Here is a 22,997-nt window from a genome sequence, read left to right on the forward strand (position 1 = left end):
GCCATCGCCATCGCCATAATCACAATCACCACAAATAACAGAGCCGCCCTTGTGGGCGGCTCCTGGTATCAGCTATGGATGGCTGAATCGTCTTTTTACTGAATCGTTATTGGGCCTTGGGCGCTTCAACCGCTGCGGCCGCCGGTTGGTCATCTTCCTTGATCCAGGCATCCAGCAGGGTGTAACCCACCGCCAGCACCACCGGGCCGATAAACAGACCGATGATCCCCATCGCCAGTAGGCCGCCGATAACCCCCACCAGAATGAGGATCAGCGGCAGGTCGGCGCCGCGCTTGATCAGGAAGGGGCGCAGGAAGTTGTCCATGGTGCCCGCCAGCAGCGACCAGACCAGCAGGAAGGTGCCCCAGGTGGTGTCGCCGCTCCAGTAGAGGTAGCCGACACAGGCCAGCAGCACCGGGAAGGGGCCGATCTGGGCGACGATCAGCAGGAACATCACCACCACCAGGATCATGGTGTAGGGGATGCCGGCAATCAGCAGACCCAGCCCAGCCACCGAGGATTGCACCAGCGCGGTCACGACGACCCCCATGGCCACGGCGCGGATCGCCTGGGAGGCCAGCACTGTGGCGTTGTCGCCGCGCTCGCCGGCCAGCCGGTGGGCGAAGCGGCGAATGCCGGTCGCCACCACTTCACCCGAGTGGTAGAGCAGGCCGCAGATGCCGACGGTCAGCAGGAAGTGGACGAACAGCAGCCCCAGGTTGCCCGCCTGGGAGGCGAGCCAGCGGGCAGTCTGGCCGAAATAAGGGGCCAGCTTGGCAAACAGTACCTGACCGCCGCTCGCCAGAATTTGCTGCCAGAAGTCGTAGAGCTTGCCGCCCACCAGCGGCACCTGCTGCAGCCAGAGCAGCTCGGGTGGCGGGGAGTGGCTGATGGTGGTGCCGAGCTCAATCAGCATGGGCGCCTTCTCCGCCACGTTGGCCAGCGCCATGAACAGCGGAATGACGAACATCAGCAGCAGTACCAGGGTCATGCTGAGGGCCGCCAGGGCGCGCTTGCCCCACAACAGGCGTTGCACCATCAGCATCAGCGGCCAGGTGGCGATGGTGATCATGGTGGCCCACACCAGGGCGGGCAGGAAGGGGCGCAGCACCATGAAGCAGGAGACGATGAGGAGGCTGAGAAACAGCACTCCCAGGGTTATCTTGGCCAAATCCACTTTTTTCATATTCATAGCAATCCCTTGTCAGGGCCTGAGCCCTTGGGTAGCGGGTAATTATTCACGAGTGAGAGTATCCACCAGAGACCGGCGCTCAACCAGAGCCCCAGGCAACAATAAAGCAGCCACTGGCCGAGCAGGATAAGCCAGGAGCTGGTCAGCCAGAGCGGCAGTGCCCACCAGAGCGCTCCCAGCGGCAGGCCGCCGAGCAGCGCCAGCAGCGGGGTACGCCAGCCGGTCTGCGTCGTACGCGGCAGCGGCAACATCATGCCGAGGGTCAGCCCCAGACTGAAGGTGGCCAGGCCCGCCAGCGCCGAGGATTGGCTCCACCCGGCGGCCAGCGCGCAGGCGAAGGTGAGCCCGGTCCAGCTCCACGACTTGGCCGCCAGGTTGGCGAGGCGGGGATGCAGGGCCAGCAGCAGGGCGCCAAGCAGCAGGCCGGCCGCCACATCTGACAGGAAATGAACCCCGAGCCAGACCCGGGCCAGCCCGGTCAGGGTGGCCAGCAGCAAGGCCAGGGCGGCACTGCGCCAGGGGTTGGCGGGCCAGCACCCTCTGAGCAGCACGCCCCAGAACAGCAGCGCCGAGGCGGCGTGGCCGCTCGGCATACCGAAGCCCTGGGCGCTGCCTTGTGCCAGCGCGGGATCGAGGTGGAAGGGTCTGGGCCAGCCAATCCCCTCCTTGGCCAGCTGCACCAGCAGGGTGAGGCTCAGCATGGCCAGCAGCAGCTGGCGCACCCGGGGCCAGCCCAGCCAGGGCAGCAGCAAGGGTAGCAGGGCAAGCTGAAAGGCGGCTGAACCGAACAGGTTGCTGACCTCGAGCCAGCGCACCTGGGCACCGAGCCAGGTCTGCAGCTGGTGGATCAGCGGCACTTCCATTTGGTGCAGTGCATTGCCCTCGCCACGAAAATCGGGCAGCCACAGCACAGGGCTGTCGGGAATGGCGGCCAGTTGGGGGGCCAGCCAGTCGAGCTGCGCCGGAAAGCGGCGTTGATCATCCGGCAACCGGACCAGAGCGATCAGCCTGGCATTGAGGATCTCGCCGCCCAGATTGGGGGCCCGCAGCAGGGACACAAAGCCAGAACCGGTCTGTGCGCGAATGGGTTCCAGAGTCTGGCAGGCGAACAGCAGAGCGCGCTGCCATGACCCCAGCTCGGCGATGACCCGGCCCCGCAGGCCGGTCTCTTCGTACAACTCCCGCAGTGCCGCCTGCTGCGGCGTCTCGCCCGCATCTATGTAGCCGCCGGTCAGGCTGTAGCGGGACGAGACCCTGTCTTGTACCAGCAACAGCTGTTGTTGATGTTTGACGACGCAGACGGCGGCGCCTGGCGCGGCCAGGGCGGGCAATCCCGCCAACAGAAGACAGAACAGCAAAAAACAGTAGCGCGACATGACCGCCTGACGAGTGAGGGAGAATGGGCACAAGCGTCACAGAAATCAGATAGTTGGGCAATGGTTTCCGGTCTGGCTGCCCTACTTGGGGCCGCTGGACGAGGGGCCGGCCGGCTGCGCAAGGATTGCCGTGGGGAGAGGCAGTCCCTAGTATTGGCAGCTATGTTATTTTCATGCAGCAAACCTTGGGACCTTCCATGAAACAGTTTGGCTTTTTTCTGGGTATCGCCATCGGCGTCATCCTGATCCTGTTCGGCAGCATCGTCATCTTCCAGGCCCTGCCTGCCGCGCTGGACGTGCTGGAGATGCCGAGCCGCATCCCCTTCGTGCGCGAGGTTTACACCTGGCTGATGACCAGCGCCAGCGGCCTGACCGGCCAGCTGGAGCAGAACTTCCTGGAGGCGTTCCAGACCGTGCTCAAGCTGATCCTGCTCATCACCTTCATGTGGGTCTGCGTCAAGCTGGTCAACATGGGGGTCTTGATCATCCGTGCCGGGGTGGACCTCATCCGCACCGCCATTGAGCACAGCGAAAGTGCCCAGCCCAAGAAATCCGATCACGACCACCACTTCCAGTGAGTGGATCGCACCATGAAACAGGCCACCTTCGGGTGGCCTGTTTGTGTCTTGGGTTTATTCGATCGTGGGCAGGTGATCCGCCGGCGGTGACTGCACCACATCCTGATAGCGGGCGATGAGCCGCTTGAAGGCCTCCCCCTGTCTGACCTTGTCGAGCGCCTGCTGCAGGCGGGCGACCTGCTGTTTGTCCGCCGCCGGGTTGAAGGCGAAGCAGTTGTCCTGATCCGCCAGGGTGGCGACGGTGACGAAGGTATCGGACGAAAAGCCGAGCTGCCTTGCCTGGTGGAACAGCATGACTTCGTTGCCGGCCACCAGATCGGTGCGGGCCATGATGAGCTGGCGCACCACCTGATCCATGCGCTCCACCGACATCAGGTTGGCGGGGCTGATGCCCCGGTTGAGCAGCAGTTGCTCCCCCACATCCGCCTGCATGACCCCGATCTGCAGCTTGGTCAGATCGGCCTTGCCGGTCACCTTGGGGGCATCCCGCTTGCGCCCTACCAGTGAGACCCGCGAGTGGCTGATGGGGCAGACCCAGAGAAAGTGCGGATCCCGCGCCTGGGTGTGGGCTGTGGTGAACAGCACCGCATCCGGCTGCTGGGTCAGCAGGTACCAGGCCTTGGCCCAGGGCATGAAGTGGATGGGCTGCTCCGGCTCGCCCATCTCCTGCCACATCAGCCGCAGCAGCTCCACCGCTAGGCCGGTGCTGTTGCCCTGCTCATCCTGGCCGTTGAACGGCATGTTCTGCTCGGAGTAATAGGTGAACGCCGAGGCGGGCAGGGCTGTGCCAAGACAGCAGCAGATCATCAGGCTGAGCAGACGCGACATGGCAGCACTCCTTGCAACAAATCGTCTTTCCAGTTTAGGGGGCTATATCGAGAAGTTCATGATTTCCCGCGCCCGGTAGCGTGGGTGGTGAGGGGTTGTAGTGGGGCGCGAGGGGGCGGAAAACAGCTAGGCCATCTTGCGATGGCCTGGTGAGGGGCTTACTTGAGCAGGGCTTCCATCTCGGCTTCGGCTGCGGCGCGCGCGGCCTCGGCCTTGGCGGCCGCATCCGTTGCGGTGGCAGTGGCGCTGCTGGCCGCCTGCTTGGCCGGTTCGGTCACGGCCTTGGTGGCCTGCTGCTGCACGGTGGCAGTGGCGCTGCTGACCGCCTGCTTGGCCGGTTCGGCCACGGCCTTGGTGGCCTGCTGCTGCACGGTGGCAGTGGCGCTGCTGAGCGCCTGCTTGGCCGGTTCGGTCACGGCCTTGGTGGCCTGTTGCTGAACGGTGGCAGTGGCGCTGCTGACCGCCTGCTTGGCCGGCTCGACCACGGCCTTGGTGGCCTGCTGCTGCACGGTGGCAGTGGCGTTGCTGCCCGCCTGCTTGGCAGGCTCGGTCACGGCCTTGGTGGCCTGCTGCTGCACGGTGGCAGTGGTGCTGCTGACCGCCTGCTTGGCGGGCTCGGTCACGGCCTTGGTGGCCTGCTGCTGCACGGTGGCAGTGGCGCTGCTGACCGCCTGCTTGGCGGGCTCGGTCACAGCCTTGGTGGCCTGCTGCTGCACGGTAGCAGTGGCGCTGCTGGCTGCCTTGCCGGCCTGTTGCTGGGCCGAGGTAGCGGCGCCGTTCACGACCTGCTTGGTGGTGTCAGCCATGGTCTTGCTGGCGCCCTGCTGCAGGGAACCCAGCACGCTGCCAAATACCGAGCTGGTGGTGGCCGCTCCGGTCAGGCTCTTGGTCGCCGAGCCGGTCAGACTGTTGGTGGCGCCGGTGAGTGCGCTGGTCGCCGGATTGCCCTGCGTCTGCCAGTTCTGCATCTCGGTTGGCCAGCTCGGGGCGCCGGCCGCCAGGTTCTCGCCAAAGACCTGGGGCGTACCGTCCCCCTTGAGCAGCATGACGGACATCTGGTTGGTCTGTGAGTTCCACACCATGCCGGCCTGCTTGGCGACGTCCGGCACGGGGGCGTAGCGGGAGACCACGTAGAACAGCGGCCCCTCCTGCTGCAGCTCGTTGGCGGTCTTGAGCAACTGCATGGTGCTGTCGTAATTGGGGCCGAGGATGCTGGTCATCCGGTCCTTGATCAGCGGCTGTTCAAACAGGTTGGCTTCATTGGGGTCGAAGCCGACCAGGGGTTTGAGCAGGGCCCACATCAGCTGGCTGGTGGGGCTCATCATCAACAGGGGGGCGACGCAGGCGGACAACATCAGGCTCAGGCAGGCCGCCTGGAGCAACGGCATGATACGCATTGGGATAATATCCAAATAACGATTTGATTAATAAGGTTATATTTGTCGAGAACCGACAAATCCACCGGGGTTTTCCTGCACCTGTTTTGACGGGCATGAGCAGGCGCTGGCAGGCTATCATATTGGCTTGGGAATGCCAGCGAGGGCGCTGCTTATTAATCAAGTTTGTGTCGTTTCCGGTCGCCTGAACCTTCTATCGAGCAAGGAGAAACATCATGTATCTGGGCAAGAGGGTAGGTGGCTGGCTGTGGCTGGCGCTGCTGGGCGGGGCGACCGGCACTGGCGTGGCGGCAGAGCCGAAGCGGGCGGAAGTGGGAGCCGAACTGGTGCTGCCGCTGGGCTCGCTGCCGGAGCGAGTCTGCTGGTATCAGGATCAGAAATATTCGCTGGGCGCCAGGATCCAGCAGGGCGACAGCTGGCTGGAGTGCGCCCCGCAAAACGAGCTGGAGAGCAACGGGTCACTGGCCTGGCGCGAGCCGCAAAGGGCGTCGGATGCGGCCGGCAAGGCGACGAAGAGCGGCACCATCAGCGTCGGTCAGTGAGGTTTTTCTTGATCCAGCTAAAGACATGGACGTGACCTCTATCGCATAATGCGGCTCTTTTCCTCTCTTGGCTGGAACCTAAGAAATGGCTCGTCGCTCTTCCAATGCACAACGTCGTCGCAGTAGCTGGTGGTACAAACGCCTGTTGGCAAGGGAGCGGGAAGAGCGCGAAGCGCGTTCCGTCCGGGATTGATACAGCAGTGAAAACAGAGCCTTGGGCTCTGTTTTTTATTCATCACCGCAGACGGAGCACGGCGGCGCTGCGTCCGGGATGGATACCGCAGTGAAAACGGAGCCCTGGGCTCCGTTTTTTATTTATCAAAGACCGTCATGACGAGAACGGGGGCCAGCAGGCCCCCGTTTTGCTTTTGCAGATGTTGGCTGCCTGCGACTTAACGCTGCAGGGCGGCCAGCGCCAGCTCGACCCGCTTGGCGTACTCGGGGTCGGCCTGCTCGAAGTGCTTGAGCTGGGCCGCGATGATGGCGTCATCCTCCACGTTGACGAGGGAACGCGCCAGGTTGGCGGCGAGGCGCGAGCGCTGCCCCTCGTCCATGATCCGGAACAGGTTGCCCGGCTGGCTGTAGTAATCGCTGTCGTAGTCGCGAAAATCGTAGTGCAGGGCAGCCCCTTCCAGGCTCAGCGCCGGCTCGTGCTGCTCGCTCGGCTGCTGGGTGCCGAAGCGGTTCGGCTGGTAGTTGGGGCTGGCGCCGCCGTTGCTGTCGGCCCGCATGGCGCCGTCGCGGTGGGCACCGTGGTGGAACGGGCAGCGCGGGGCATTGACCGGCAGCAGGCCGTGGTTGACGCCGAGGCGATAGCGCTGGGTGTCACCGTAGGAGAACAGGCGGCCCTGCAGCATGCGATCCGGCGAGAAGCCGATGCCGGGCACCACGTTGGCCGGGGTGAAGGCGGCCTGCTCCACGTGGGCGAAATAGTTGTCCGGGTTCTGGTTGAGCTCCAGTACGCCGACCGGGATCAGCGGGTAGTCGCTGTGCGGCCACACCTTGGTGAGGTCGAACGGGTGGATCTGGTAGGTCTGGGCTTCGGCCTCCGGCATCACCTGCACATAGACCTTCCAGCGCGGGAAGTCGCCCCGCTCGATGGCGTTGAACAGATCGGCCTGACTGGTCTCCCGATCCTGGCCGACGGCGGTGGCGGCCTCTTCATCGGTGTAGAAGCTGTGGCCCTGTTCGGTCTTGAAGTGGAACTTGACCCAGAAGCGCTCGTTGGCATCGTTGATGAAGCTGAAGGTGTGGCTGCCGTAGCCGTTCATCTCCCGCAGGCTCTTGGGGATGCCGCGATCGCTGAACAGTATGGTGACCTGATGCAGGGACTCGGGATGGCGGGACCAGAAGTCCCAGGCGGCGGTGGCGCTGCGCAGGTTGGTGCGCGGATCCCGCTTCTGGGTGTGGATGAAGTCGGGGAATTTCAGCGGATCGCGAATGAAGAACACCGGGGTGTTGTTGCCCACCAGGTCCCAGTTGCCCTGCTCGGTGTAGAACTTGAGGGCGAAGCCGCGCACGTCGCGTTCTGCGTCGGCGGCGCCCTTTTCACCGGCCACGGTGGAGAAGCGCAGGAATACCGGGGTCTGCTTGCCGACGGCATTGAACAGGTCGGCCTTGCTGAAGGCGCTGATGTCATGGGTCACGGTAAAGGTGCCGTAGGCGCCCGAGCCTTTAGCGTGAACCACCCGCTCCGGGATCCGTTCCCGATCGAAGTGAGCCAACTTTTCCATCAACCAGATGTCTTGCATCAGCACCGGGCCGCGGGGGCCGGCAGTGAGGCTGTTGTTGTTGTCGACAACGGGGGCGCCATTGGCACTGTGCAGGGTCTTGTCGTTCATGGTGCTTCTCCTTGTTGGTGAGCCTTGAGTCTATAACAAGGAAAAACCAGGGAACCAATGGGCCCTCCCTCGCCCTTTGATAGGCATCACAAATGGGTGGAGCTGGGGGGATGACCGGACCCTTCTGATGCTGCATGATGAGGTTTTCGAGAAGGAGCCTCAGATGCAGATCACCATTCGTCACGCCGAACCGGCCGATGCCCCCGCCTTGCGGGATCTCTATGCCATGCCCAACGCCCAGGCGGGCACCCTGCAACTGCCCTATCCGACCCTGGGCGTCTGGCAGAAGCGGCTGGAGAGCGGCAGCGTGGTGGCGTTGGTGGCCGAGATCGATGGCCTGCTGGTGGGCCAGCTCTCGCTGCATATGGAGCCCAACCCCAGGCGCAAGCACGTGGCCTGTATCGGCATGGGGGTGCGGGATGACTGGGTCGGCAAGGGAGTGGGCTCCGCCCTGCTGGGGGCCGCGCTGGAGATGGCCGACAACTGGCTCAACCTGCAACGCGTCGAACTCACCGTCTACACCGACAATCAGGGGGCGCTGGCGCTCTATCGCAAGTTCGGTTTCGTCGAGGAGGGACTGGCCCGTGGCTACGCCTTCCGCCAGGGTGAGTACGTGGATGCCCTCTACATGGCGAGGATCCGGCCATGATCGACTACCGCCGCCGGCTCATCCCGGTGCTGCGGGCGCTGGAGCAGGATCCGGATCTCTCCATCGAGGCGTTGGCGGAGCGGGCCTGCCTCTCCCTCTACCATTTTCACCGGGTGTTCACCGCCGTGGCGGGCGAGGCACCGGGGGAGATGTGCCGGCGCTTGCGCATGCAGCGGGCCGCCTGGCAGCTCTGCTACACCGATGCCAGCATCACCGCCATCGCGCTGGGGGCGGGGTTAGGCAGCTCCCAGGCGTTTGCCAAGGCCTTTCGTCGCTACTATGGCTGCACACCGGGTGCGTTTCGCAGTGACAAGAGCAAGAATGGACACCTGGAGAGCAAGGATGGACACGCATGGGATGGCCCGTCCCCTTATGCTGAAGGCCACTCATCAGCAAGGAGCAACACCATGAAAACTGTCGAGATGGACGCCCGCACCCTGGCTTATATCCGGGTCACCGGTCCCTATGGCGAGGGTTATGATGCCGTCTGCGGCCGCCTGCACCAGTGGGCCGCTGCGCGCGGGCTGGAGGGCGGAGAGTGGATCTTCATCTACCACGACAACCCGGAGGTGACACCGCCGGCCCAGTGCCGCACCGACATCGGCATCACTGTGCCGCCCCAGACCCGGGGTGAGGGCGAGGTGGAGATCCAGCTCATCCCGGCCGGCCGTTATGCCCAGTCCCGTTACCTCATCACCGACCGCAACCAGTACGGACCGCGCTGGCAGGAGCATGTGGGTGACATAGTGGCGGCCGGGCTGGAGTTTGGCAGCGGCCCCTGCTTCGAGCTCTACCACAGCGTGAGCAACGACCCCCTGCGCGACGACGTGAGCTTCTGCTCCAGCGTGCGCTAGGCGTGCGGCAATAAAGCGAGGCGCCCTTGGGCGCCTCGTTTTGTTTGGGATGGAGACCGGTCGCTTGCGCTGTCGGCTGCAACCGTATCAGGGCTGGCTCGGCACCTTGTCCCGACGGGATTTCCACCACCAGCGCAGCCGGATCTGGGAAATCAGCATACCTGCCAGCATCAAGGCGCAGCCCACCATGGCGCGCTCGTCGAGGGTTTCCCCCAGCAACAGCACGCCACCGATGGCGGCGAACACAGTCTCCAGGCTGAGAATGATGGCGGCATGGGCCGGATGGGCGCCGCGCTGACCCACTACCTGCAGGGTGTAGCCCACCCCGACCGATACCAGACCGGCATAGAGCAGGGCCTGCCAGCCGGCCACCGCGCCGCTCAGACTGGGGGTCTCGATGACCAGCGCCGTACCCAGACTGAGCAGGCCGCACACCAAGAACTGAACGCCGGCGAGGCGAATGGGGGCGACCCGGCTCGAGTAGTGATCCAGCACCAGCAGGTGTACGGCCCAGAACAGGGCGCCCACCACCTGCAGCAGGTCGCCGTAGCCGATGGTGAAGTCCTCGGTGACGCTGAGGTAGTAGAGGCCTGCCATGGCGATGAGGGCGCCAACCCAGGTGTTGGCCCCCGTCTTGTGGCGCAGGGCGAGCCCGATCACCGGCACCAGTATGATGTAGAGACCGGTGATGAAACCCGCCTTGGCTGCCGTGGTGTAGAGCAGCCCCACCTGTTGCAGCGAGGCGGCGCTGAACAGCACGGTACCGGCGATGAGGCCGCCGGTCAGCAGCAGACGCCGATCACCGGGCTGGGCCCTGGGTTGGCGGGACTTGAGCCACCACAGTAGCGGCAGCAGAGAGGCGGCCCCCAACAGAAAGCGCAGGCCGTTGAAGGTGTAAGGCCCCATGTGATCCATCCCGAGCCGCTGGGCCACGAAGCCCAGCCCCCAGATGGCGGCGGCCATCAATAACATCATGTTCGAACGCATAGATTCATCCCTGAAAGACGGACGGGCAGGGCCGTGCCGCAAAACTCCAGCCTCCAAGATAACCGTGCGCGGGGGGATTTGTCTTTAGCTGTCGATGAGGTTGGCAGTGTGAGCGGTTATCCCACGGCCTTGCCGCAGCTCGTGCGGCTCAGCCGTTGGCGATGCCGGCCAGCAGAGGGATGAGGGCGAGAAGCAGCAGGTTGCCGCGCAGGATCCAGATCACCCAGAACTGCTGCTGGATGGAGACCATGGGGGCGCGCCCCTGGCGCAGGGAGCGGCGCCAACGGTAGAAGAGACGGCTGGGATAGCCAAAGCTGATGGCCATCACGCAGAACAGCAGCAGCTTGGTGCGGTAGCCCGGATTGGCGAGCAGCACGGAGGGCTCGTCGGGGTGGGCAAGCACTTGCAACACCCCGGTGATGAAGATGAGCAGCAGGGCCAGCGCCGCCAGGCCGTCGGCCAGCAGCAGCTTGCGCACCTGCTCGATGGACATGCCGCGACGGAACAGAAAATATTCGGAGGTGATCGCTCCGGTCAGGGTGATCACGGCGCAGTAGTGCAGCGCCATCAACAGATCCGGGTTCAGCATCCTTGTCGATTACCTCTCGTTGAGCAGATGGTCAGCTTCCCTTTGGACGCCATCTCGCGCTGCTGATATTCTGACACTACGCGTTGTCTGGCAATAGCAGGAGTCAGGATTGGATAAACGAGCGGTCTCCAAAAAAACCTGGTCCCTGGTTGCCCGGATGCGTCTGGGCCTGCTTCTGCTGTTCATCCCGGTATTGATGCTGGGGGGAATCTATTACCTGCACATGGAACGCAGCCTGCAAAACGAACTGCAGCAGCGCCTGCTCGCCACCAATCACCAGCTGCGTCACGTCTTCATCGAACCCTATCTGCACGAGATGGAACGCCAGTTCACCCTCATTTACGACCAGGTGCAGGTGGCGGACATCAGCGGCCCTCGTCTACACAACACCGAGACCTATCTGAAGGAGTGGCAGCTCTACAAGGGGGTCATGGCCGATCTGGTCTACATCTACATAGGTACTGCCGAACGCCAGATGCTGATCTACCCCGCCTGGCAGGCGGATGCCAACTTCGATCCCAGGGTTCGCCCCTGGTATCAGCTGGCCAGCCAGCACGTGGGCAAGATGGTCTGGACCGAGCCCTATTACGACTACACCAACGGCAATCTGGTGATCGCCTTGGCGCGGGCCCTGACCGACCGGGAGGGCAAGGTGCGCGGGGTCTTTGCGATGGATGCCATCCTGGTCCCCTTTTCCGCCCAGCTGAATCGCCAGCTGGGGGATGGCTACCAGATGGTCGTCAACCAGTCCGGCAAGGTGCTGGCACATCCTGACACCGCCCAGCTGCTCAAACCCATGGCCCATCCCGAGTGGCTCTCTCGCTTCAGCCAGGAGGACGGCATCTTTCTGGACAAGGCATCCAGCCAGTTCGTGGCCTACAGCAAGCTGCCCGAGCGCAACTGGGTGCTGATCAGCGTGCAGCCGGCGGCCAGCGTGATGGCGGTGGTGGAGCGGGTCTCCCTCAACGTGCAGCTGATGGTTGCGCTGGCCTGCGTGCTTTACGTGATGCTGGCGCTGGTCTGGTCCCGCTATTTTCGCCGCATGCTCGACGAGATCTCCAGCATGATCCGGGCGAGCCGGATGCAGCCCGATGACGTGCCGCAGGGAGGGATGCGCGAGCTCAGACACGTCTATGCCGAGCTGGCGGAGGTGAGCAAGGATTATCACGAGGCGCGCCAGCAGGCCAACCTCGACAAGCTGACCGGCCTCTACAACCGCCGTTTCTTCGATGAACGCGTCAATCGTCTGCTGTTCGAGCATCAGCCGTTCTGCCTGGCCATGGTGGACCTGGACGACTTCAAGCGGGTCAACGACACCTTCGGTCATCAGACCGGGGACGTGGTGCTCAAGCGGGTGTCCAAGCTGGCCATGCGACTGCTGGGGGATCACGGCTGGGTCTGCCGCTACGGTGGCGAGGAGCTGGTGGTGCTGCTGGTCAACCCGGACATCCACTTCTGCCAGATGCTGCTGGAGCAGTTCCGCAAGGGGGTGGAGTCACTGGACTGGCGCGAGCCCGAGCTCAGGATCACCTTCAGCGGCGGGCTGGTGGCCAGTCAGGCGGGGATGGATGGCAAGACGCTGCTGGAGATCGCCGATGCCGAGGTGTACCGCGCCAAACGCGACGGCAAGAACCGCATCTATCTGGGCAGGCCGGAGGCGAAGAGGCAGGAGGATGCGCCCCCTGCCGACGATGCACTGCTGAGCAAGGAAGAGGCCTGAGGGCCTCTTCTTCATTCAGGAGGCCAGCTGCCAGTCGAGGGTGGGCCAGGCCTGCTCGATGGCGATCTGGCGCAGACCGGGCGCCGGGTTGACTGCGTGGGGGTGAGTCACCGCCTGCAGCAGCGGCAGGTCGTTGTGGGAGTCGCTGTAGCCGTGGCTCTCCTGCCAGGGGTTGGCGCTGGCGGCAAACAGCTGGTTGATGCGGGCGACCTTGCCCTCGCGAAAGCTGAGGGTGCCGCGGGTCTGGCCGGTGAGCATGCCGGCTTCTTCGTCGAGCAGGATGGCCACGCAGTGATCCATCCCCAGCATCTGTGCCATGGGAGCCACCAGATGCTCGCCGGAGGCGGAGATGAGCACCAGCTCGTCGCCGCGCTGGCGGTGCCACTCGATGCGTGCCAACCCCTCCGGATAGATACGATCGCGCAGTACCTGCTCGGCAAAGCGGCTACAGAGCGAGTCGAGCCACTGGCGCGTCTTGCCCGCCAGCGGTTGCAGGGTGAAGGCCATGTACTGGTGCATGTCCATCTTGCCCTGATGGTAGAGGGACATCATCGCCTGCTCCTCGGCGATCATGCTGGCCGGAGCCAGCTCCTCGGCCACCATGTACGCCAGCCAGAGGCTGGCGGAATCCCCGGCAATCAGGGTCTCGTCCAGATCAAACAGTGCCAGTGCCATGGGCGCTCCTCGCAGTAAAAATGGAAATGAAATGCGGTGTCATGCTACCTCACAGAGCTGATCCCGGGCCACCACCAGGGTCACGGCACTGCCCATCGGCAGCAGATCGCCGGCACAGCGGTTGAGGCAGTCCACCGTCAGCAGGCCCGCCGCGCAGCTCACCTGATAGCGGATCACGTTGCCGAGCAGTTGCTGCCCGCTGATGACCCCCGGCAGGTGAGGTTCGTCGCTGCTGGCGCCGGCCGGCAGCAGGGAGAGGGACTCCGGCCGCAGCGCCAGCTTGCCCTGAAAACGGGGGCCGAACAGGGCGCTGGCCTGCTCACCATCGAGCAGGTTGTAGTTGCCGATAAAGCTCGCCACGAACTCGCTGGCGGGGCGGGTGTAGATCTCCTCCGGCGTACCGCTCTGCACGATAGATCCCTTGTTCATCAGGAAGATCCGGTCCGACAGGGTCAGTGCCTCCTCCTGATCGTGGGTCACGAAGATGGTGGTGAGCTCAAGGCGCTGCTGGATCTCGCGGATCTGCTGGCGCAGGCTGCGGCGGATACGGGCATCCAGCGCCGAGAGTGGCTCGTCCAGCAGCAGGATCCGCGGCTGCACCACCAGAGCCCGGGCCAGCGCGACGCGCTGGCGCTGGCCGCCGGAGAGCTCGGCCGGATAGCGGCGCTCGAAACCGGTCAGCTCCACCAGCGCCAGCGCCTCTTGCACGCTGGCGGCGAGATCCCGTCCCGGCTGGGGCTTCATCTTGAGGCCAAAGGCGACGTTGTCCCGCACCGTCATGTTGGGGAACAACGCGTAGCTCTGGAACACCATGCCGATGCCCCGCTTCTGGGGTTCCTGCCAGGTGATGTCTTCACCGGCCACCCGCACCTGACCGCCATCCACCGGGGTGAGCCCGGCCAGCGCCCGCAGCAGGGTGGATTTGCCGCAGCCGGAGGGGCCGAGCAAAGTCACCAGTTCCCCCTTGCGGATGCCGAACTCTATCCCCTCGAACACTCTGGTGTCGCCGTAGGATTTGTGCAGTTGATTCACTTCTAGATGGAACATGTTGATTCACCGATGAAATCTGTTCGCTGCCCAGGTGAGCAGCAGGGTCAGCAGGAAGTAGCTCATCACCAGCGCGCTGGTGAAGTGGCCCGAAGTCGCCCGCATGTTGTAGAGGTAGACCTGCAGGGTCTCGTAACGGGTGCCCACCAGCATGTTGGCAAACACGAACTCGCCGAGCAGGAAGGAGAGCGACAGAAACAGCGCCGCCAGCAGCCCCTTGCGCAGGCAGGGGATCACCACCAGCAGGAAGGCGCGGGCGCTGCTCGCCCCCAGCAGGTGGGCGGCATCCATCAGATCTTTCAGTGGCACCCCTTGCAGGCTGTTGGCCAGCGCCCGGTACATGAAGGGGAGCACCACGGTGAACCAGGTGCCGATCAGGATCCACGGCGTGCCGATAATCGGCAGGGCGCCGTCGGCGTAGATCTGCAGTAGCCCCACCGAGGAGACCACCGGCGGCACCGCGAAGGGGAGCAGGATCAACAGGTTCATCCAGGGATCCAGCTTGGGGAAGTAGTAGGCCACCACCAACACGGTCGGCACCAGCACCAGCGTCCCCAGCAGCAGGGTGGCGAAACAAACCAGGAGGCTGCGGCCAAACGCCGCCAGAAAGCGCGGGTCGCCCCACAGCTTGAGATACCAGTCGAGGGTGAAGCCGTCCGGCAACAGGGTCGCCCCCCAGCGGGTGGAGATGGAGTAGAGAAAGGTGGCCAGCAGCGGCAGCAGCAGGGTGGCGACCAGCCCACCCAGCACCCACTTGGGCCAGCTCGGCGTCAAATCATGCATGGGATTGCCCCTTGTTCACATAGCTCTTTTTCAGCAACCACTGGTTGGCGGCTGTCACCACCCCCAGCAGCACCATCAGGATCACCGCCAGCGCCGCCGCCATGTTGGGCTCGAGGAAGATGTCGCCGGAGACCAGACTGGCCACCCGGATAGTCACCAGATTGAAGTTGCCTGTGGTGAGGGCGTAGGCGGAGGCATAGGCTCCCACCGCGTTGGCAAACAGGATGATCAGGGTACCGAGCAGCGCAGGCGTCAGCACCGGCAGCGCCACGTGCCACACATACTGCCCCTTGCTCGCCCCCAGCAGTGCGGCCGCTTGCGGCCACTCATCCTGCAGCGCATCGAACGCCGGGTAGAGCAGCAGCAGAGCGAGCGGGATCTGGAAGTAGGTGTAGATGAGGATGAGGCCGCTGCCTGAGTAGAGGTTGAAACCGTCGATGAGGCCCCAGGATTTCAGCAGCAGAGTGACCGCGCCATTGATGCCGAGAATGATGATGAAGGCGAACGCCAGCGGCACCCCGCTGAAGTTGCCGGTCATGGTGACAAAGGCCAGCAGCACCCGTTTGACCCGCTCGCCACTGTGGCGCAGCGCCGCCGCCCCGAGCGTGCCGATGGCAAGTCCCGCCAGACTGGCGATACCGGCGATGCGCAAGGAGTTGCCGAACGATTGCAGGTAGAAGGGGGAGCTCAAAATCTCCCGGTAGTAGTCGATGCCCCAGCCATCCGGGGTCTGAAAACTGCCCACCAGCACCCACACCATGGGGGCGAGCTGGAACAGGAGCATCAGCAGGATGAAAGGCAGCAGCACCAGCGCTGGCAGCCAGTGGCGGCGCACCTTGTGCTTGGTTGCCATGGGTTGATCCGCCAGGATCTCGGTGGTGGCGGGCATCATCAGTGCACCTCCGGCTGGTTGCCGGCCTTGAGCAGCGGCGGGCCGCTCGGCTTGTCGTGGGGCACCCCCAGCAGATCCGCCATCAGGGCGCAGAGCTGGGTCTGCTGCATGGCGGGGCCGGCGGGCCACTGGGTCACAAACGCATCGCCAAACAGCCAGAGCGGTACTCGGCGCTCTTCGGCCAGGGTGCCGCCGTGGCTCAAGTCGTTGTTCATGCCGTGATCCGAGGTGATCACCACCTGATACCCCTCCGCCAGCCACTGGGGCAGCAGGTCGGCCAGCAGGCTGTCCATCCGGCGCGCCTGATTGCGGTACTGGCGGGAATCGAGACCAAACTGGTGGCCGGCGTCATCCACCCCCATCGGGTGGATCAGCAGGAAATCGGGGTCGTACTGGCTGCGCAGCCACTCGCCGTCCATCAGCAGATGGCTGTCGGGGTAGCCGTCATCCCAGTAGAAGCAGCCGTGCTGGATGGGCAGCCGCTCGTCATGGGTGAAGCGATCGCGGGCCGCTTGCCAGGGGCTCTGGTTGTAGAGCTCGCTCACCCAGTGGTAGGCCGCCGCCGCGGTGCGTTTGCCGCCCGCCCGGGCCAGATGGAAGATGGACTCCTGCCGGCTGAGACGGCTCACCCCGTTATGGGTGATGCCGCTCTCCACTGGCGTCGACCCGGTCAGGATGCACTCGTAGAGGGGCCGGGAGAGGGAGGGCAGGGCGCAGCTCAGAGTTGCTTGCAACCCCTGGCCCGCCTCCACCATGCCTGCGAGGTAGCCCATGCAATGGGCTACCTCGGCAGAGAGGCCATCCACAAGTACCACTATCACCTTGTGTTGCACTGGCCGCTCCTTATTGCATGTTGATCATGACGGTTTCCTGCCACTGGCGCGGCAGGGCCTTGGAGCTCTGCTCCCAGGCGGCGTGATCCTGTACCGGCTTGGCATTGGCGTACTGCTCGGCCGGCAGCAGCTTGGCCTTGACGTCGTCCGGCAGGGTCACGTTGCTGCGAATGGGGCGGGCATAGCCGCGCGCCAGGTTGATCTGGCCGGCGTCGGAGAGGATGTATTCCCGTGCCAGCTTGGCGGCGTTGGGGTTCTTGGCCCATTTGTTGATGATGGTGGTGTAACCGGCGATGACGGAGCCGTCGCTCGGGATCACCACCTCAAACTTCTTGGGGTCGATCTGGTCGCGGTAGTTCAGCGCGTTGAAGTCCCACAGCACACCCACTTCCACCTCGCCCTTCTCGATGTTGGCTATGGTGGGGTCGTTCAGCGACAGGCGGCCCTGCTGGGCCAGCTTGCCGAACAGCTCCAGGGCGGGCTTGAGATTCTTCTCGCTACCTCCGGTGGCATAGGCCGCCGCCAGCACGCCGTTGTTGGCCTGGGAGGCAACACCGACGTCACCCAGGGTCACCTTGTAGTCGCCACCCAGCAGGGACTGCCAGCTGGTCGGGGCAGCCTTGACCAGATCCTTGTTGATCAGGAAGGCGATGGTGCCGGTATAGGCCAGCATCCAGTGACCGTCGGCATCCTTGGCCCAGTTGGGAATGTCGGCCCAGGTGGAGGGCTTGTAGGGCTGGGTGACCCCCTGCTTGACCGCCACCGGGCCGAAGGCGCCGCCCACGTCACCGATGTCGGCGGTGGCATTGGCCTTCTCGGCGGCAAACTTGGCGATCTCCTGCGCCGAGCTCATGTCGGTATCCTGATGCTTGATGCCGTAGATGCTGCCGAGCTGCTGCCAGGTATCCTTCCAGTTGGCCCAGCTGTCGGGCATGCCGATGCTGCTGAGCTGGCCTTCACCGCGAGCGGCCTTCTCGAGATCCGCGATATTGTCGGCGGCAAACAGTGGCTGACTGATGGCCACCAGGGCCAGTGCACTTGCGATCACGCTTTTCATCATCCCATCCCTCTGGACTAGGTCAGTTAAGGTTCGAGAGGGATGCTAGAGGGGAAATATGACGGTGGCGGGGCGCTTTGATGGCAGTTTGATGACAATCGCCCTGTCATGGCGCTGTCATCCACAGCGGTTACAACTCTGAACCCAAGTGAAGCTGGACTACTCCAGCAATGGCTAAGCCAGCCGCCGCAGTCAGGATGAGCGACAGGGACATGAGCGTGATTGAATCGAGATTGAGCGAGCGGGTCGCGGCCGATGGCCGCGCCTCCAAGTGTGAACAGATTTGCCAGACCCTGCGCCGCTATATCGGCAGCGGCCAGCTGGGTGCGGGGCAGCAGTTGCCCGCCGAACGGGCCCTGAGCGAGCGCTTCGCCACCACCCGCATCACCATCAAGGAGGCGCTCTCGAGCCTCGAGGCGGATGGCCTCATCTACCGGGCCGAGCGCCGAGGCTGGTTCGTGGCGCCGCCAAGACTCACCTACGATCCCGCCATCCACACCCACTTTCACCAGTGGATCGGCGAGCAGCAGCGCACCGCCGAAACCCGGGTGCTGGCCCACGGCAGCGAGCTCGCCAGCAGCGAGCTGTGCCGCTGGATGGGGCTGGATCCTTTTACGCCGCTGTATGAAATCCGCCGCCTGCGCCTCATCGACGGTCGCCCTGTGCTGCACGTCAGCCACCACCTGCTGGCCAGCCGCTTTCCCGATATCGCCAGCGCGCCGCTGGCCAGCTCCCTCACCGAGCTCTATCAGCAACGCTATGGCATAGGCCAGGGGGGGGCGAGTCTCGAGATCACCCCCTCGGCGGCGCGCGGCGCCATCGCCCGCGCCCTCAATCTGGCGGATGGGAGTGCCGTGCTGCGGCTGGTGCGGGTCAACTACGACGAGCGGGGAGGGCTGGTGGATTGCGACATCGAGCACTGGCGACCGGATGCGATCCGTATCTGCCTCGATACGCGAGTATTGCAGCCGCTCGCAGGCAAGCTGCAGCAAACCCGGCTCGCCGACTAGGGGATATCCAAAGCACTGGCGGTTACAGTGGCCATCCGCATCTGTCTCGATACGCGAGCATTGCAGCCACCTGCATTCGACAGGCCGGCGCAGATCCAGCTCGCGGATCAGGGATGATCCGGCCCGCTCTGGCGGGCCATGTCTGCGTGGAAAGGAGGGGAGGCGGATCCCGCAGGATCCGCCGGGATCAGTTGTCGATATTGGGGATCAGGTCGTCGAAGCTCTGGTAGCCGCAGTCGGCCAGCTGCAACGACATGGTGTAGGTCTTGCTGCCCTCCCGCTGGCCGATGGCGGGGCGGTTGAGTTTGAGCTCCTGGTGCCAGTACTCCTTCATCCGCTCGATCAGCGCCATCGCCTCGCTCTCGTCCAGATGGAGCTGGCACAGCGCCATGTAGTTGTTGGACTTGTGCATGTTCTCCACCAGATAGTCCCCCAGCACGGACATGGCCTGGCGCGCCTGCTGGCGGGCGAAGCGGCTGTGCTGCTCGAAGCTGATCCGTTCGCTGATGAGGAAGTGGTAGCTGTTGTCGATGCCGAGCTGCAGGATGCCGAGCTTCTCCAGCTTGCGCAGATAGAGGTAGCAGGAGGCATCGGTCAGGCCGTACTCCCGCTTGAGATCGATTAACGTCTTGTCGCGCCAGAAGATGTTGGCGAGAAAGGCGTAGAGGCCGGGCTCCTTGTGGAATGCCTCGTCCTGCTCCTGGGTGAAGACGGCACGGCGGCTCTGGGCGTCCTGGGTGCGGTCCAGCAGCTCCTCGAACGACAGCCCCACCAGGTGGCAGATCTCCAGCAGGGTATCGAACGGCAGGGAGGGCTTGTTCATCATCCGTTTGACGGTGGCGATGGAGACGCCCATGGCTTCTGCCAGGGTCTGATAGCGGATCCCCTTGTCGGTCAGGGTCTTCTTCAGGGTGTCGAGAATATTGTTGGCCAGGGTCTGGCTGTAGGTCATGCAACTATTCCTTTATCTGCATCTTTATGTTGTGTCAGAAACTGAGTTCTTTTGTCGTTATGGGCTCAGATACTGACACTTAAAAAAACCAGAGGAAACAAACCCGGCGTAATCGATGGAAATGGCCAGACCAGTCTGAGTGGAAGGTTGCAGATAGTGATACTCTGCGGTGCATATCCTTCAACCATTCAACATTTTGCTGGTGGCGCATAAAACATCGCGCATAATTCAACACGAATCGGATTCAAGACCTTCCTGGTTGAGAAATCGATTGTTTGCTTCCAATTTAAGGGTTTTTTAAACCGCAAGGTTTTTATTCTTTCCTGGCATTGAGCGGAACTCGCAAGAGGGCCGCTTTTTTCTTTTCTCCGAATTTGCGCCCGCCGTCAAGCGGCGGGGCACCGGCAGCCCGCAGTTGCTGCTTGCGCCCCCTTTCTGTTAGCGCCCGCCTTACTCCCCCTTGCAGGGAAACAGCTTGGGGATCTCCCGGATCAGCCAGCTCTTGGCCTTGCCCATGGTGTCGCGCCGCCAGGCCAGCACGACCTGGATCTGGTGGCGATACTCGGGGCTGATCACCTTGAGCCGTCCGGCCCGGATGTCCTCTTCTATCCAGCTCAGCGGCATGGTGCCGACCCCGATCCCCGCCAGCAGGGCGTCGCGCTTCTCGCCCATGGTGCTGACGGTCAGCCGCGGCTGCTTGTCGAGCAGGCGATAGGTGAGCACCGGCTTGCGCAGCGCCGTGTCGGCCACTGCGATGGCGCGGTAGCGGCGCAGGGTATCGTCCGCCAGGGGCTCGGGCTCCTGATGCAGCGGGTGATCCGGGTGGGCGACGTAGAGCATCACCTCCTCCTGCAGCGCCTGATGCTTGATGCCGGTCAGCATGATGTCGGGGTTGAGGGAGGAGATGAGCAGGTCGGCCCGGCCATCTTCCAGACACTCCCAGCTGCCCGCCAGCACCTCGGCGCGAAACCTGAGCCGGGTATCCGTCAGCTCCGCCAGCCTTTCGACCAGGGGATAGAGCGCCTGCAGCGGTACCAGGGCATCGACGGCTATGGTGATGTCGGTCTCCCAGCCACGGGCCAGCGCCCGGGTCTCGCCAACCAGATGCTCGGCCGCCTCCAGCAGCACCCGGCCCCGCTCCAGCAGCATGCGGCCGGCCGGGGTGAACTTGGTTCTGTGGCCGCTGCGGTCGAACAGCATGGCGTCTAGCTCGTCTTCCAGCTTCTGCACCGTGTAGCTCAGCGCCGAGGGCACCTTGCCCAGTTCGTCGGCCGCCGCCGCGAAGCTGCCACGGCGGTCGATGGCATCCAGCACCCGGATGGCTTCCAGGGTCAGCGCCCGCTCCTTGTTCAGTTCCTTGGCCATAAATTGCCTTCAATTTTTTTGAACATGTTTGCCAGTTTATCTCGCTAACAAGTTAGGCCAAGTGTCTTTAATATTCAATCAACGCTTAGGCAGGAACGCCAAGCAGCCAAATAAACGGGTAGTTCCAGACTGTGACTCCATCAATCAGGGAGTCTGACTTCGGTGAAAGAACAACACACTATTTGAATGACCTCTTGCATGGATGCATTGATTCTGGCCACAGCGGCCTTGGCAATGACATAAAACCAAGAGAGTGAATGAACATGAAAAACGTAATCAAGATGCTGGCCGTTGCAGGCCTGATGACCGCAGGTTTTGCTCAGGCTTCCGTCCCGGCTGACCTCAACGCCGCCCCGGGCGTGCTGTTTGTGAACTGGCACGCCACCGCCGCGGTGGAAGGCAAGGGCAACCCCATGCTGGAAGTGCGTGACGAGTCTGGTGACCTGGTTGCCTCCGTCCATGCCAACCTGATGGGCAGCCAGCAGGTACAGATCCCGAGCCGCACCCAGGGCAACCTGACCGTGAGCCTGGGTGAGCAGAGCAGCGACTACCGCATTCCGTTCGGCATCGGTAGCGGCAAGCAGCGTTAATCAACCGTATCGGTACGTGAGGAGCACACCATGATGAAATTGAGAGCCGCAGAAGCGCGCGGCAAGGCCAACTTCGGCTGGCTGGATGCGCGCCACAGCTTTTCCTTCGGGCACTACTACGACCCGGACTGGATGGGGCATTCAGTGCTGCGGGTCATCAATCAGGATCTGGTGGCGCCGGGTGGCGGTTTCGCGACCCACCCTCACGCCAACATGGAAATCCTGACCTGCGTGCTGCAAGGCACCATAGAGCACAAGGACAGCCTCGGCCATGCCGAGCAGATCCCGGCGGGGGATTTCCAGCTGATGAGCGCGGGGTCCGGCATCCGGCACAGCGAGTACAACCCCTCGCAGACCGAGCCGCTCTCCCTGCTGCAAATCTGGATCGAGCCGAACGAACACGGCACGACACCCGGCTATCAGCAGAAGAAGATTGAAGCCAATCCGGGCATGACGCTGGTGGCGTCACCGGACGGCGAAGCAGGATCCTTCAGGATCCGCCAGCAGGCCCGCGTCTGGCGTTTGCAGCTTGAACCGGGTGAGAGCCTCACCTGGGAGCTGGCCGGCCGACACGGCTACCTGCAGATGATTTCAGGGGAGCTGACCGCCAACGGTCTGGCTGCCCGACCCGGCGACGGGGTTCTCAGTCGTGATGAGCCCAAATGGGATCTGGTGGCCGCGAGTGCCAGCCAAGCCCTGTTATTTGACCTACCCTGAAGCAGTCAGCGGTGATGTGACGCAAAACGAGGATATTGAAATGGACAAGATGAAAGATTTGGCACTGCTGGTGGGTCGCGTTCTGCTGGCTCTGATGTTTGTGATTGCGGGCTGGGGCAAGATCGGCGGTTACGCCGGTACCCAGGGGTACATGGAAGCCATGGGCGTGCCTGGTTTCATCCTGCCGCTGGTGATCCTGCTGGAGCTGGGCGGTGGCCTCGCCATCATGCTGGGCCTGTTTACTCGCAGCCTCTCCGTGCTGATGGCCGGTTTCACCCTGATGGCCGCCTTTATTTTCCACTATCAGCCTGCCGACCAGATGCAGATGCTGATGTTCATGAAGAACGTCTCCGTGGCCGGTGGTTTCCTGGCCCTGGCGGCAGCCGGTGCAGGGGCCTTCAGCCTGGATGCCCGCTTCGGCAAGAACTGGTAAACCCCGCAGGTTCGAGTTTTCCAACGCCTTTTGGCCGGTGCAATCGCACCGGCTTTTTTATGCCCGTCACATTTGCCTGCGGCAGATGAC

24 protein-coding genes are annotated in these 22,997 nt (G+C 63.5%); 9 read left to right on the top strand and 15 right to left on the bottom strand.

All coding sequences use genetic code 11. From position 1 onward, the window contains the following. Positions 1–106: 106 nt before the first annotated feature. Entirely contained in the window at positions 107–1,192 is a 1,086-nt protein-coding gene (ydiK, locus tag QLG02_RS11265; protein ID WP_164927759.1) for an AI-2E family transporter YdiK, read from the bottom strand. Then, complete coding sequence (locus tag QLG02_RS11270; protein ID WP_282465195.1) at positions 1,189–2,568, bottom strand: phosphatase PAP2 family protein; 1,380 nt, start codon at positions 2,566–2,568, stop codon at positions 1,189–1,191. Before QLG02_RS11270 ends, ydiK begins: the two co-directional genes overlap by 4 nt. Before the next feature lie 197 nt (positions 2,569–2,765). On the opposite strand from QLG02_RS11270, the gene QLG02_RS11275 reads away from it, so the two are divergent. Beyond that, entirely contained in the window at positions 2,766–3,146 is a 381-nt protein-coding gene (locus QLG02_RS11275) for a hypothetical protein (RefSeq protein WP_016352248.1), read from the top strand. Between the two features lie 54 nt (positions 3,147–3,200). Here the strand turns inward: QLG02_RS11275 and QLG02_RS11280 are convergent, their stop codons facing one another. Together QLG02_RS11280 and QLG02_RS11285 are read right to left on the bottom strand one after the other, a co-directional pair. Further along, positions 3,201–3,974, bottom strand: coding sequence for a transporter substrate-binding domain-containing protein (locus QLG02_RS11280; protein ID WP_011707679.1), 774 nt, complete (start codon positions 3,972–3,974; stop codon positions 3,201–3,203). A 158-nt stretch (positions 3,975–4,132) separates the two neighbouring features. Continuing rightward, entirely contained in the window at positions 4,133–5,371 is a 1,239-nt protein-coding gene (locus QLG02_RS11285) for a hypothetical protein (protein WP_282465196.1), read from the bottom strand. 215 nt (positions 5,372–5,586) lie between these two features. Between QLG02_RS11285 and QLG02_RS11290 the strand changes: the two genes are divergently transcribed. Continuing rightward, complete coding sequence (locus tag QLG02_RS11290; RefSeq protein ID WP_282465197.1) at positions 5,587–5,913, top strand: YnjH family protein; 327 nt, start codon at positions 5,587–5,589, stop codon at positions 5,911–5,913. A gap of 392 nt (positions 5,914–6,305) precedes the next feature. Here QLG02_RS11290 and QLG02_RS11295 read toward each other — a convergent pair whose 3' ends face one another. Further along, a complete protein-coding gene (locus QLG02_RS11295) occupies positions 6,306–7,754 on the bottom strand; it encodes a catalase (RefSeq protein WP_282465198.1) in 1,449 nt (482 codons plus the stop codon). A gap of 163 nt (positions 7,755–7,917) precedes the next feature. Between QLG02_RS11295 and QLG02_RS11300 the strand changes: the two genes are divergently transcribed. Both QLG02_RS11300 and QLG02_RS11305 read left to right on the top strand, forming a co-directional pair. Beyond that, positions 7,918–8,403 carry a GNAT family N-acetyltransferase gene (locus QLG02_RS11300; protein WP_270802883.1) on the top strand — a complete coding sequence of 162 codons (486 nt, stop codon included), beginning with the start codon at positions 7,918–7,920 and terminating at the stop codon, positions 8,401–8,403. Further along, positions 8,400–9,257, top strand: coding sequence for an AraC family transcriptional regulator (locus QLG02_RS11305; protein ID WP_044800995.1), 858 nt, complete (start codon positions 8,400–8,402; stop codon positions 9,255–9,257). Before QLG02_RS11300 ends, QLG02_RS11305 begins: the two co-directional genes overlap by 4 nt. Positions 9,258–9,344: 87 nt before the next feature. On the opposite strand, the gene QLG02_RS11310 is transcribed toward QLG02_RS11305, so the two are convergent. After that, positions 9,345–10,244: a DMT family transporter gene (locus QLG02_RS11310; RefSeq protein WP_282465199.1), complete on the bottom strand. Its 900-nt coding sequence runs from the start codon at positions 10,242–10,244 to the stop codon at positions 9,345–9,347. Between the two features lie 148 nt (positions 10,245–10,392). After that, positions 10,393–10,833, bottom strand: a complete 441-nt coding sequence (locus QLG02_RS11315) for a DUF2214 family protein (protein WP_011707672.1) — start codon at positions 10,831–10,833, stop codon at positions 10,393–10,395. 109 nt (positions 10,834–10,942) lie between these two features. On the opposite strand from QLG02_RS11315, the gene QLG02_RS11320 reads away from it, so the two are divergent. Beyond that, a complete protein-coding gene (locus QLG02_RS11320) occupies positions 10,943–12,553 on the top strand; it encodes a sensor domain-containing diguanylate cyclase (RefSeq protein ID WP_282465200.1) in 1,611 nt (536 codons plus the stop codon). Positions 12,554–12,568: 15 nt separating this feature from the next. Here the strand turns inward: QLG02_RS11320 and QLG02_RS11325 are convergent, their stop codons facing one another. Genes QLG02_RS11325 through QLG02_RS11350 form a run of 6 tightly spaced genes read right to left on the bottom strand, consistent with a single transcriptional unit; the run spans position 12,569 to position 17,840 of the window. Further along, on the bottom strand, positions 12,569–13,228 hold the full coding sequence (locus QLG02_RS11325; protein ID WP_282465201.1) for an HAD family hydrolase: 660 nt from the start codon (positions 13,226–13,228) through the stop codon (positions 12,569–12,571). A 39-nt stretch (positions 13,229–13,267) separates the two neighbouring features. Next, positions 13,268–14,275: an ABC transporter ATP-binding protein gene (locus QLG02_RS11330; RefSeq protein ID WP_282465202.1), complete on the bottom strand. Its 1,008-nt coding sequence runs from the start codon at positions 14,273–14,275 to the stop codon at positions 13,268–13,270. Between the two features lie 6 nt (positions 14,276–14,281). Continuing rightward, the gene (locus QLG02_RS11335) at positions 14,282–15,058 is read right to left on the bottom strand and encodes an ABC transporter permease subunit (RefSeq protein ID WP_282465203.1); all 777 of its coding nucleotides are present in this window, start codon (positions 15,056–15,058) and stop codon (positions 14,282–14,284) included. Continuing rightward, entirely contained in the window at positions 15,051–15,950 is a 900-nt protein-coding gene (locus tag QLG02_RS11340; RefSeq protein ID WP_118880225.1) for an ABC transporter permease subunit, read from the bottom strand. The genes QLG02_RS11335 and QLG02_RS11340 overlap by 8 nt, the downstream gene beginning before the upstream one ends. Further along, positions 15,950–16,783, bottom strand: coding sequence for an alkaline phosphatase family protein (locus tag QLG02_RS11345; RefSeq protein ID WP_282465204.1), 834 nt, complete (start codon positions 16,781–16,783; stop codon positions 15,950–15,952). The genes QLG02_RS11340 and QLG02_RS11345 overlap by 1 nt, the downstream gene beginning before the upstream one ends. Before the next feature lie 10 nt (positions 16,784–16,793). Beyond that, on the bottom strand, positions 16,794–17,840 hold the full coding sequence (locus tag QLG02_RS11350; protein WP_282465205.1) for an extracellular solute-binding protein: 1,047 nt from the start codon (positions 17,838–17,840) through the stop codon (positions 16,794–16,796). A 197-nt stretch (positions 17,841–18,037) separates the two neighbouring features. Here QLG02_RS11350 and QLG02_RS11355 point away from each other — a divergent pair, with 197 nt between their 5' ends. Further along, complete coding sequence (locus QLG02_RS11355) at positions 18,038–18,850, top strand: UTRA domain-containing protein (RefSeq protein WP_282465221.1); 813 nt, start codon at positions 18,038–18,040, stop codon at positions 18,848–18,850. Positions 18,851–19,037: 187 nt separating this feature from the next. On the opposite strand, the gene QLG02_RS11360 is transcribed toward QLG02_RS11355, so the two are convergent. Then, entirely contained in the window at positions 19,038–19,802 is a 765-nt protein-coding gene (locus tag QLG02_RS11360; RefSeq protein WP_011707663.1) for a helix-turn-helix transcriptional regulator, read from the bottom strand. Between the two features lie 450 nt (positions 19,803–20,252). Then, the gene (locus tag QLG02_RS11365) at positions 20,253–21,167 is read right to left on the bottom strand and encodes a LysR family transcriptional regulator (protein WP_282465206.1); all 915 of its coding nucleotides are present in this window, start codon (positions 21,165–21,167) and stop codon (positions 20,253–20,255) included. A gap of 257 nt (positions 21,168–21,424) precedes the next feature. On the opposite strand from QLG02_RS11365, the gene QLG02_RS11370 reads away from it, so the two are divergent. Genes QLG02_RS11370 through QLG02_RS11380 form a run of 3 tightly spaced genes read left to right on the top strand, consistent with a single transcriptional unit; the run spans position 21,425 to position 22,907 of the window. Next, positions 21,425–21,757 (top strand): hypothetical protein, encoded by a 333-nt coding sequence (locus tag QLG02_RS11370; RefSeq protein WP_011707661.1) that lies wholly within the window; start codon positions 21,425–21,427, stop codon positions 21,755–21,757. A 30-nt stretch (positions 21,758–21,787) separates the two neighbouring features. Then, a complete protein-coding gene (locus tag QLG02_RS11375) occupies positions 21,788–22,474 on the top strand; it encodes a pirin family protein (protein ID WP_016352232.1) in 687 nt (228 codons plus the stop codon). A 40-nt stretch (positions 22,475–22,514) separates the two neighbouring features. Beyond that, positions 22,515–22,907: a DoxX family protein gene (locus QLG02_RS11380; RefSeq protein WP_016352231.1), complete on the top strand. Its 393-nt coding sequence runs from the start codon at positions 22,515–22,517 to the stop codon at positions 22,905–22,907. Positions 22,908–22,997 lie beyond the last annotated feature (90 nt).

This window comes from Aeromonas sp. V90_14, assembly GCF_029967615.1.
GTDB lineage: Bacteria > Pseudomonadota > Gammaproteobacteria > Enterobacterales > Aeromonadaceae > Aeromonas > Aeromonas hydrophila.

Bases quoted from the DNA above. Each gene is read 5' to 3' on its own strand.
- ydiK (WP_164927759.1), bottom strand. From the start codon at position 1,192: ATGAATATGAAAAAAGTGGATTTGGCCAAGATAACCCTGGGAGTGCTG.
- QLG02_RS11270 (WP_282465195.1), bottom strand. From the start codon at position 2,568: ATGTCGCGCTACTGTTTTTTGCTGTTCTGTCTTCTGTTGGCGGGATTG.
- QLG02_RS11275 (WP_016352248.1), top strand. From the start codon at position 2,766: ATGAAACAGTTTGGCTTTTTTCTGGGTATCGCCATCGGCGTCATCCTG.
- QLG02_RS11280 (WP_011707679.1), bottom strand. From the start codon at position 3,974: ATGTCGCGTCTGCTCAGCCTGATGATCTGCTGCTGTCTTGGCACAGCC.
- QLG02_RS11285 (WP_282465196.1), bottom strand. From the start codon at position 5,371: ATGCGTATCATGCCGTTGCTCCAGGCGGCCTGCCTGAGCCTGATGTTG.
- QLG02_RS11290 (WP_282465197.1), top strand. From the start codon at position 5,587: ATGTATCTGGGCAAGAGGGTAGGTGGCTGGCTGTGGCTGGCGCTGCTG.
- QLG02_RS11295 (WP_282465198.1), bottom strand. From the start codon at position 7,754: ATGAACGACAAGACCCTGCACAGTGCCAATGGCGCCCCCGTTGTCGAC.
- QLG02_RS11300 (WP_270802883.1), top strand. From the start codon at position 7,918: ATGCAGATCACCATTCGTCACGCCGAACCGGCCGATGCCCCCGCCTTG.
- QLG02_RS11305 (WP_044800995.1), top strand. From the start codon at position 8,400: ATGATCGACTACCGCCGCCGGCTCATCCCGGTGCTGCGGGCGCTGGAG.
- QLG02_RS11310 (WP_282465199.1), bottom strand. From the start codon at position 10,244: ATGCGTTCGAACATGATGTTATTGATGGCCGCCGCCATCTGGGGGCTG.
- QLG02_RS11315 (WP_011707672.1), bottom strand. From the start codon at position 10,833: ATGCTGAACCCGGATCTGTTGATGGCGCTGCACTACTGCGCCGTGATC.
- QLG02_RS11325 (WP_282465201.1), bottom strand. From the start codon at position 13,228: ATGGCACTGGCACTGTTTGATCTGGACGAGACCCTGATTGCCGGGGAT.
- QLG02_RS11330 (WP_282465202.1), bottom strand. From the start codon at position 14,275: ATGTTCCATCTAGAAGTGAATCAACTGCACAAATCCTACGGCGACACC.
- QLG02_RS11335 (WP_282465203.1), bottom strand. From the start codon at position 15,058: ATGCATGATTTGACGCCGAGCTGGCCCAAGTGGGTGCTGGGTGGGCTG.
- QLG02_RS11340 (WP_118880225.1), bottom strand. From the start codon at position 15,950: ATGATGCCCGCCACCACCGAGATCCTGGCGGATCAACCCATGGCAACC.
- QLG02_RS11350 (WP_282465205.1), bottom strand. From the start codon at position 17,840: ATGAAAAGCGTGATCGCAAGTGCACTGGCCCTGGTGGCCATCAGTCAG.
- QLG02_RS11355 (WP_282465221.1), top strand. From the start codon at position 18,038: ATGAGCGACAGGGACATGAGCGTGATTGAATCGAGATTGAGCGAGCGG.
- QLG02_RS11360 (WP_011707663.1), bottom strand. From the start codon at position 19,802: ATGACCTACAGCCAGACCCTGGCCAACAATATTCTCGACACCCTGAAG.
- QLG02_RS11365 (WP_282465206.1), bottom strand. From the start codon at position 21,167: ATGGCCAAGGAACTGAACAAGGAGCGGGCGCTGACCCTGGAAGCCATC.
- QLG02_RS11370 (WP_011707661.1), top strand. From the start codon at position 21,425: ATGAACATGAAAAACGTAATCAAGATGCTGGCCGTTGCAGGCCTGATG.
- QLG02_RS11375 (WP_016352232.1), top strand. From the start codon at position 21,788: ATGATGAAATTGAGAGCCGCAGAAGCGCGCGGCAAGGCCAACTTCGGC.
- QLG02_RS11380 (WP_016352231.1), top strand. From the start codon at position 22,515: ATGGACAAGATGAAAGATTTGGCACTGCTGGTGGGTCGCGTTCTGCTG.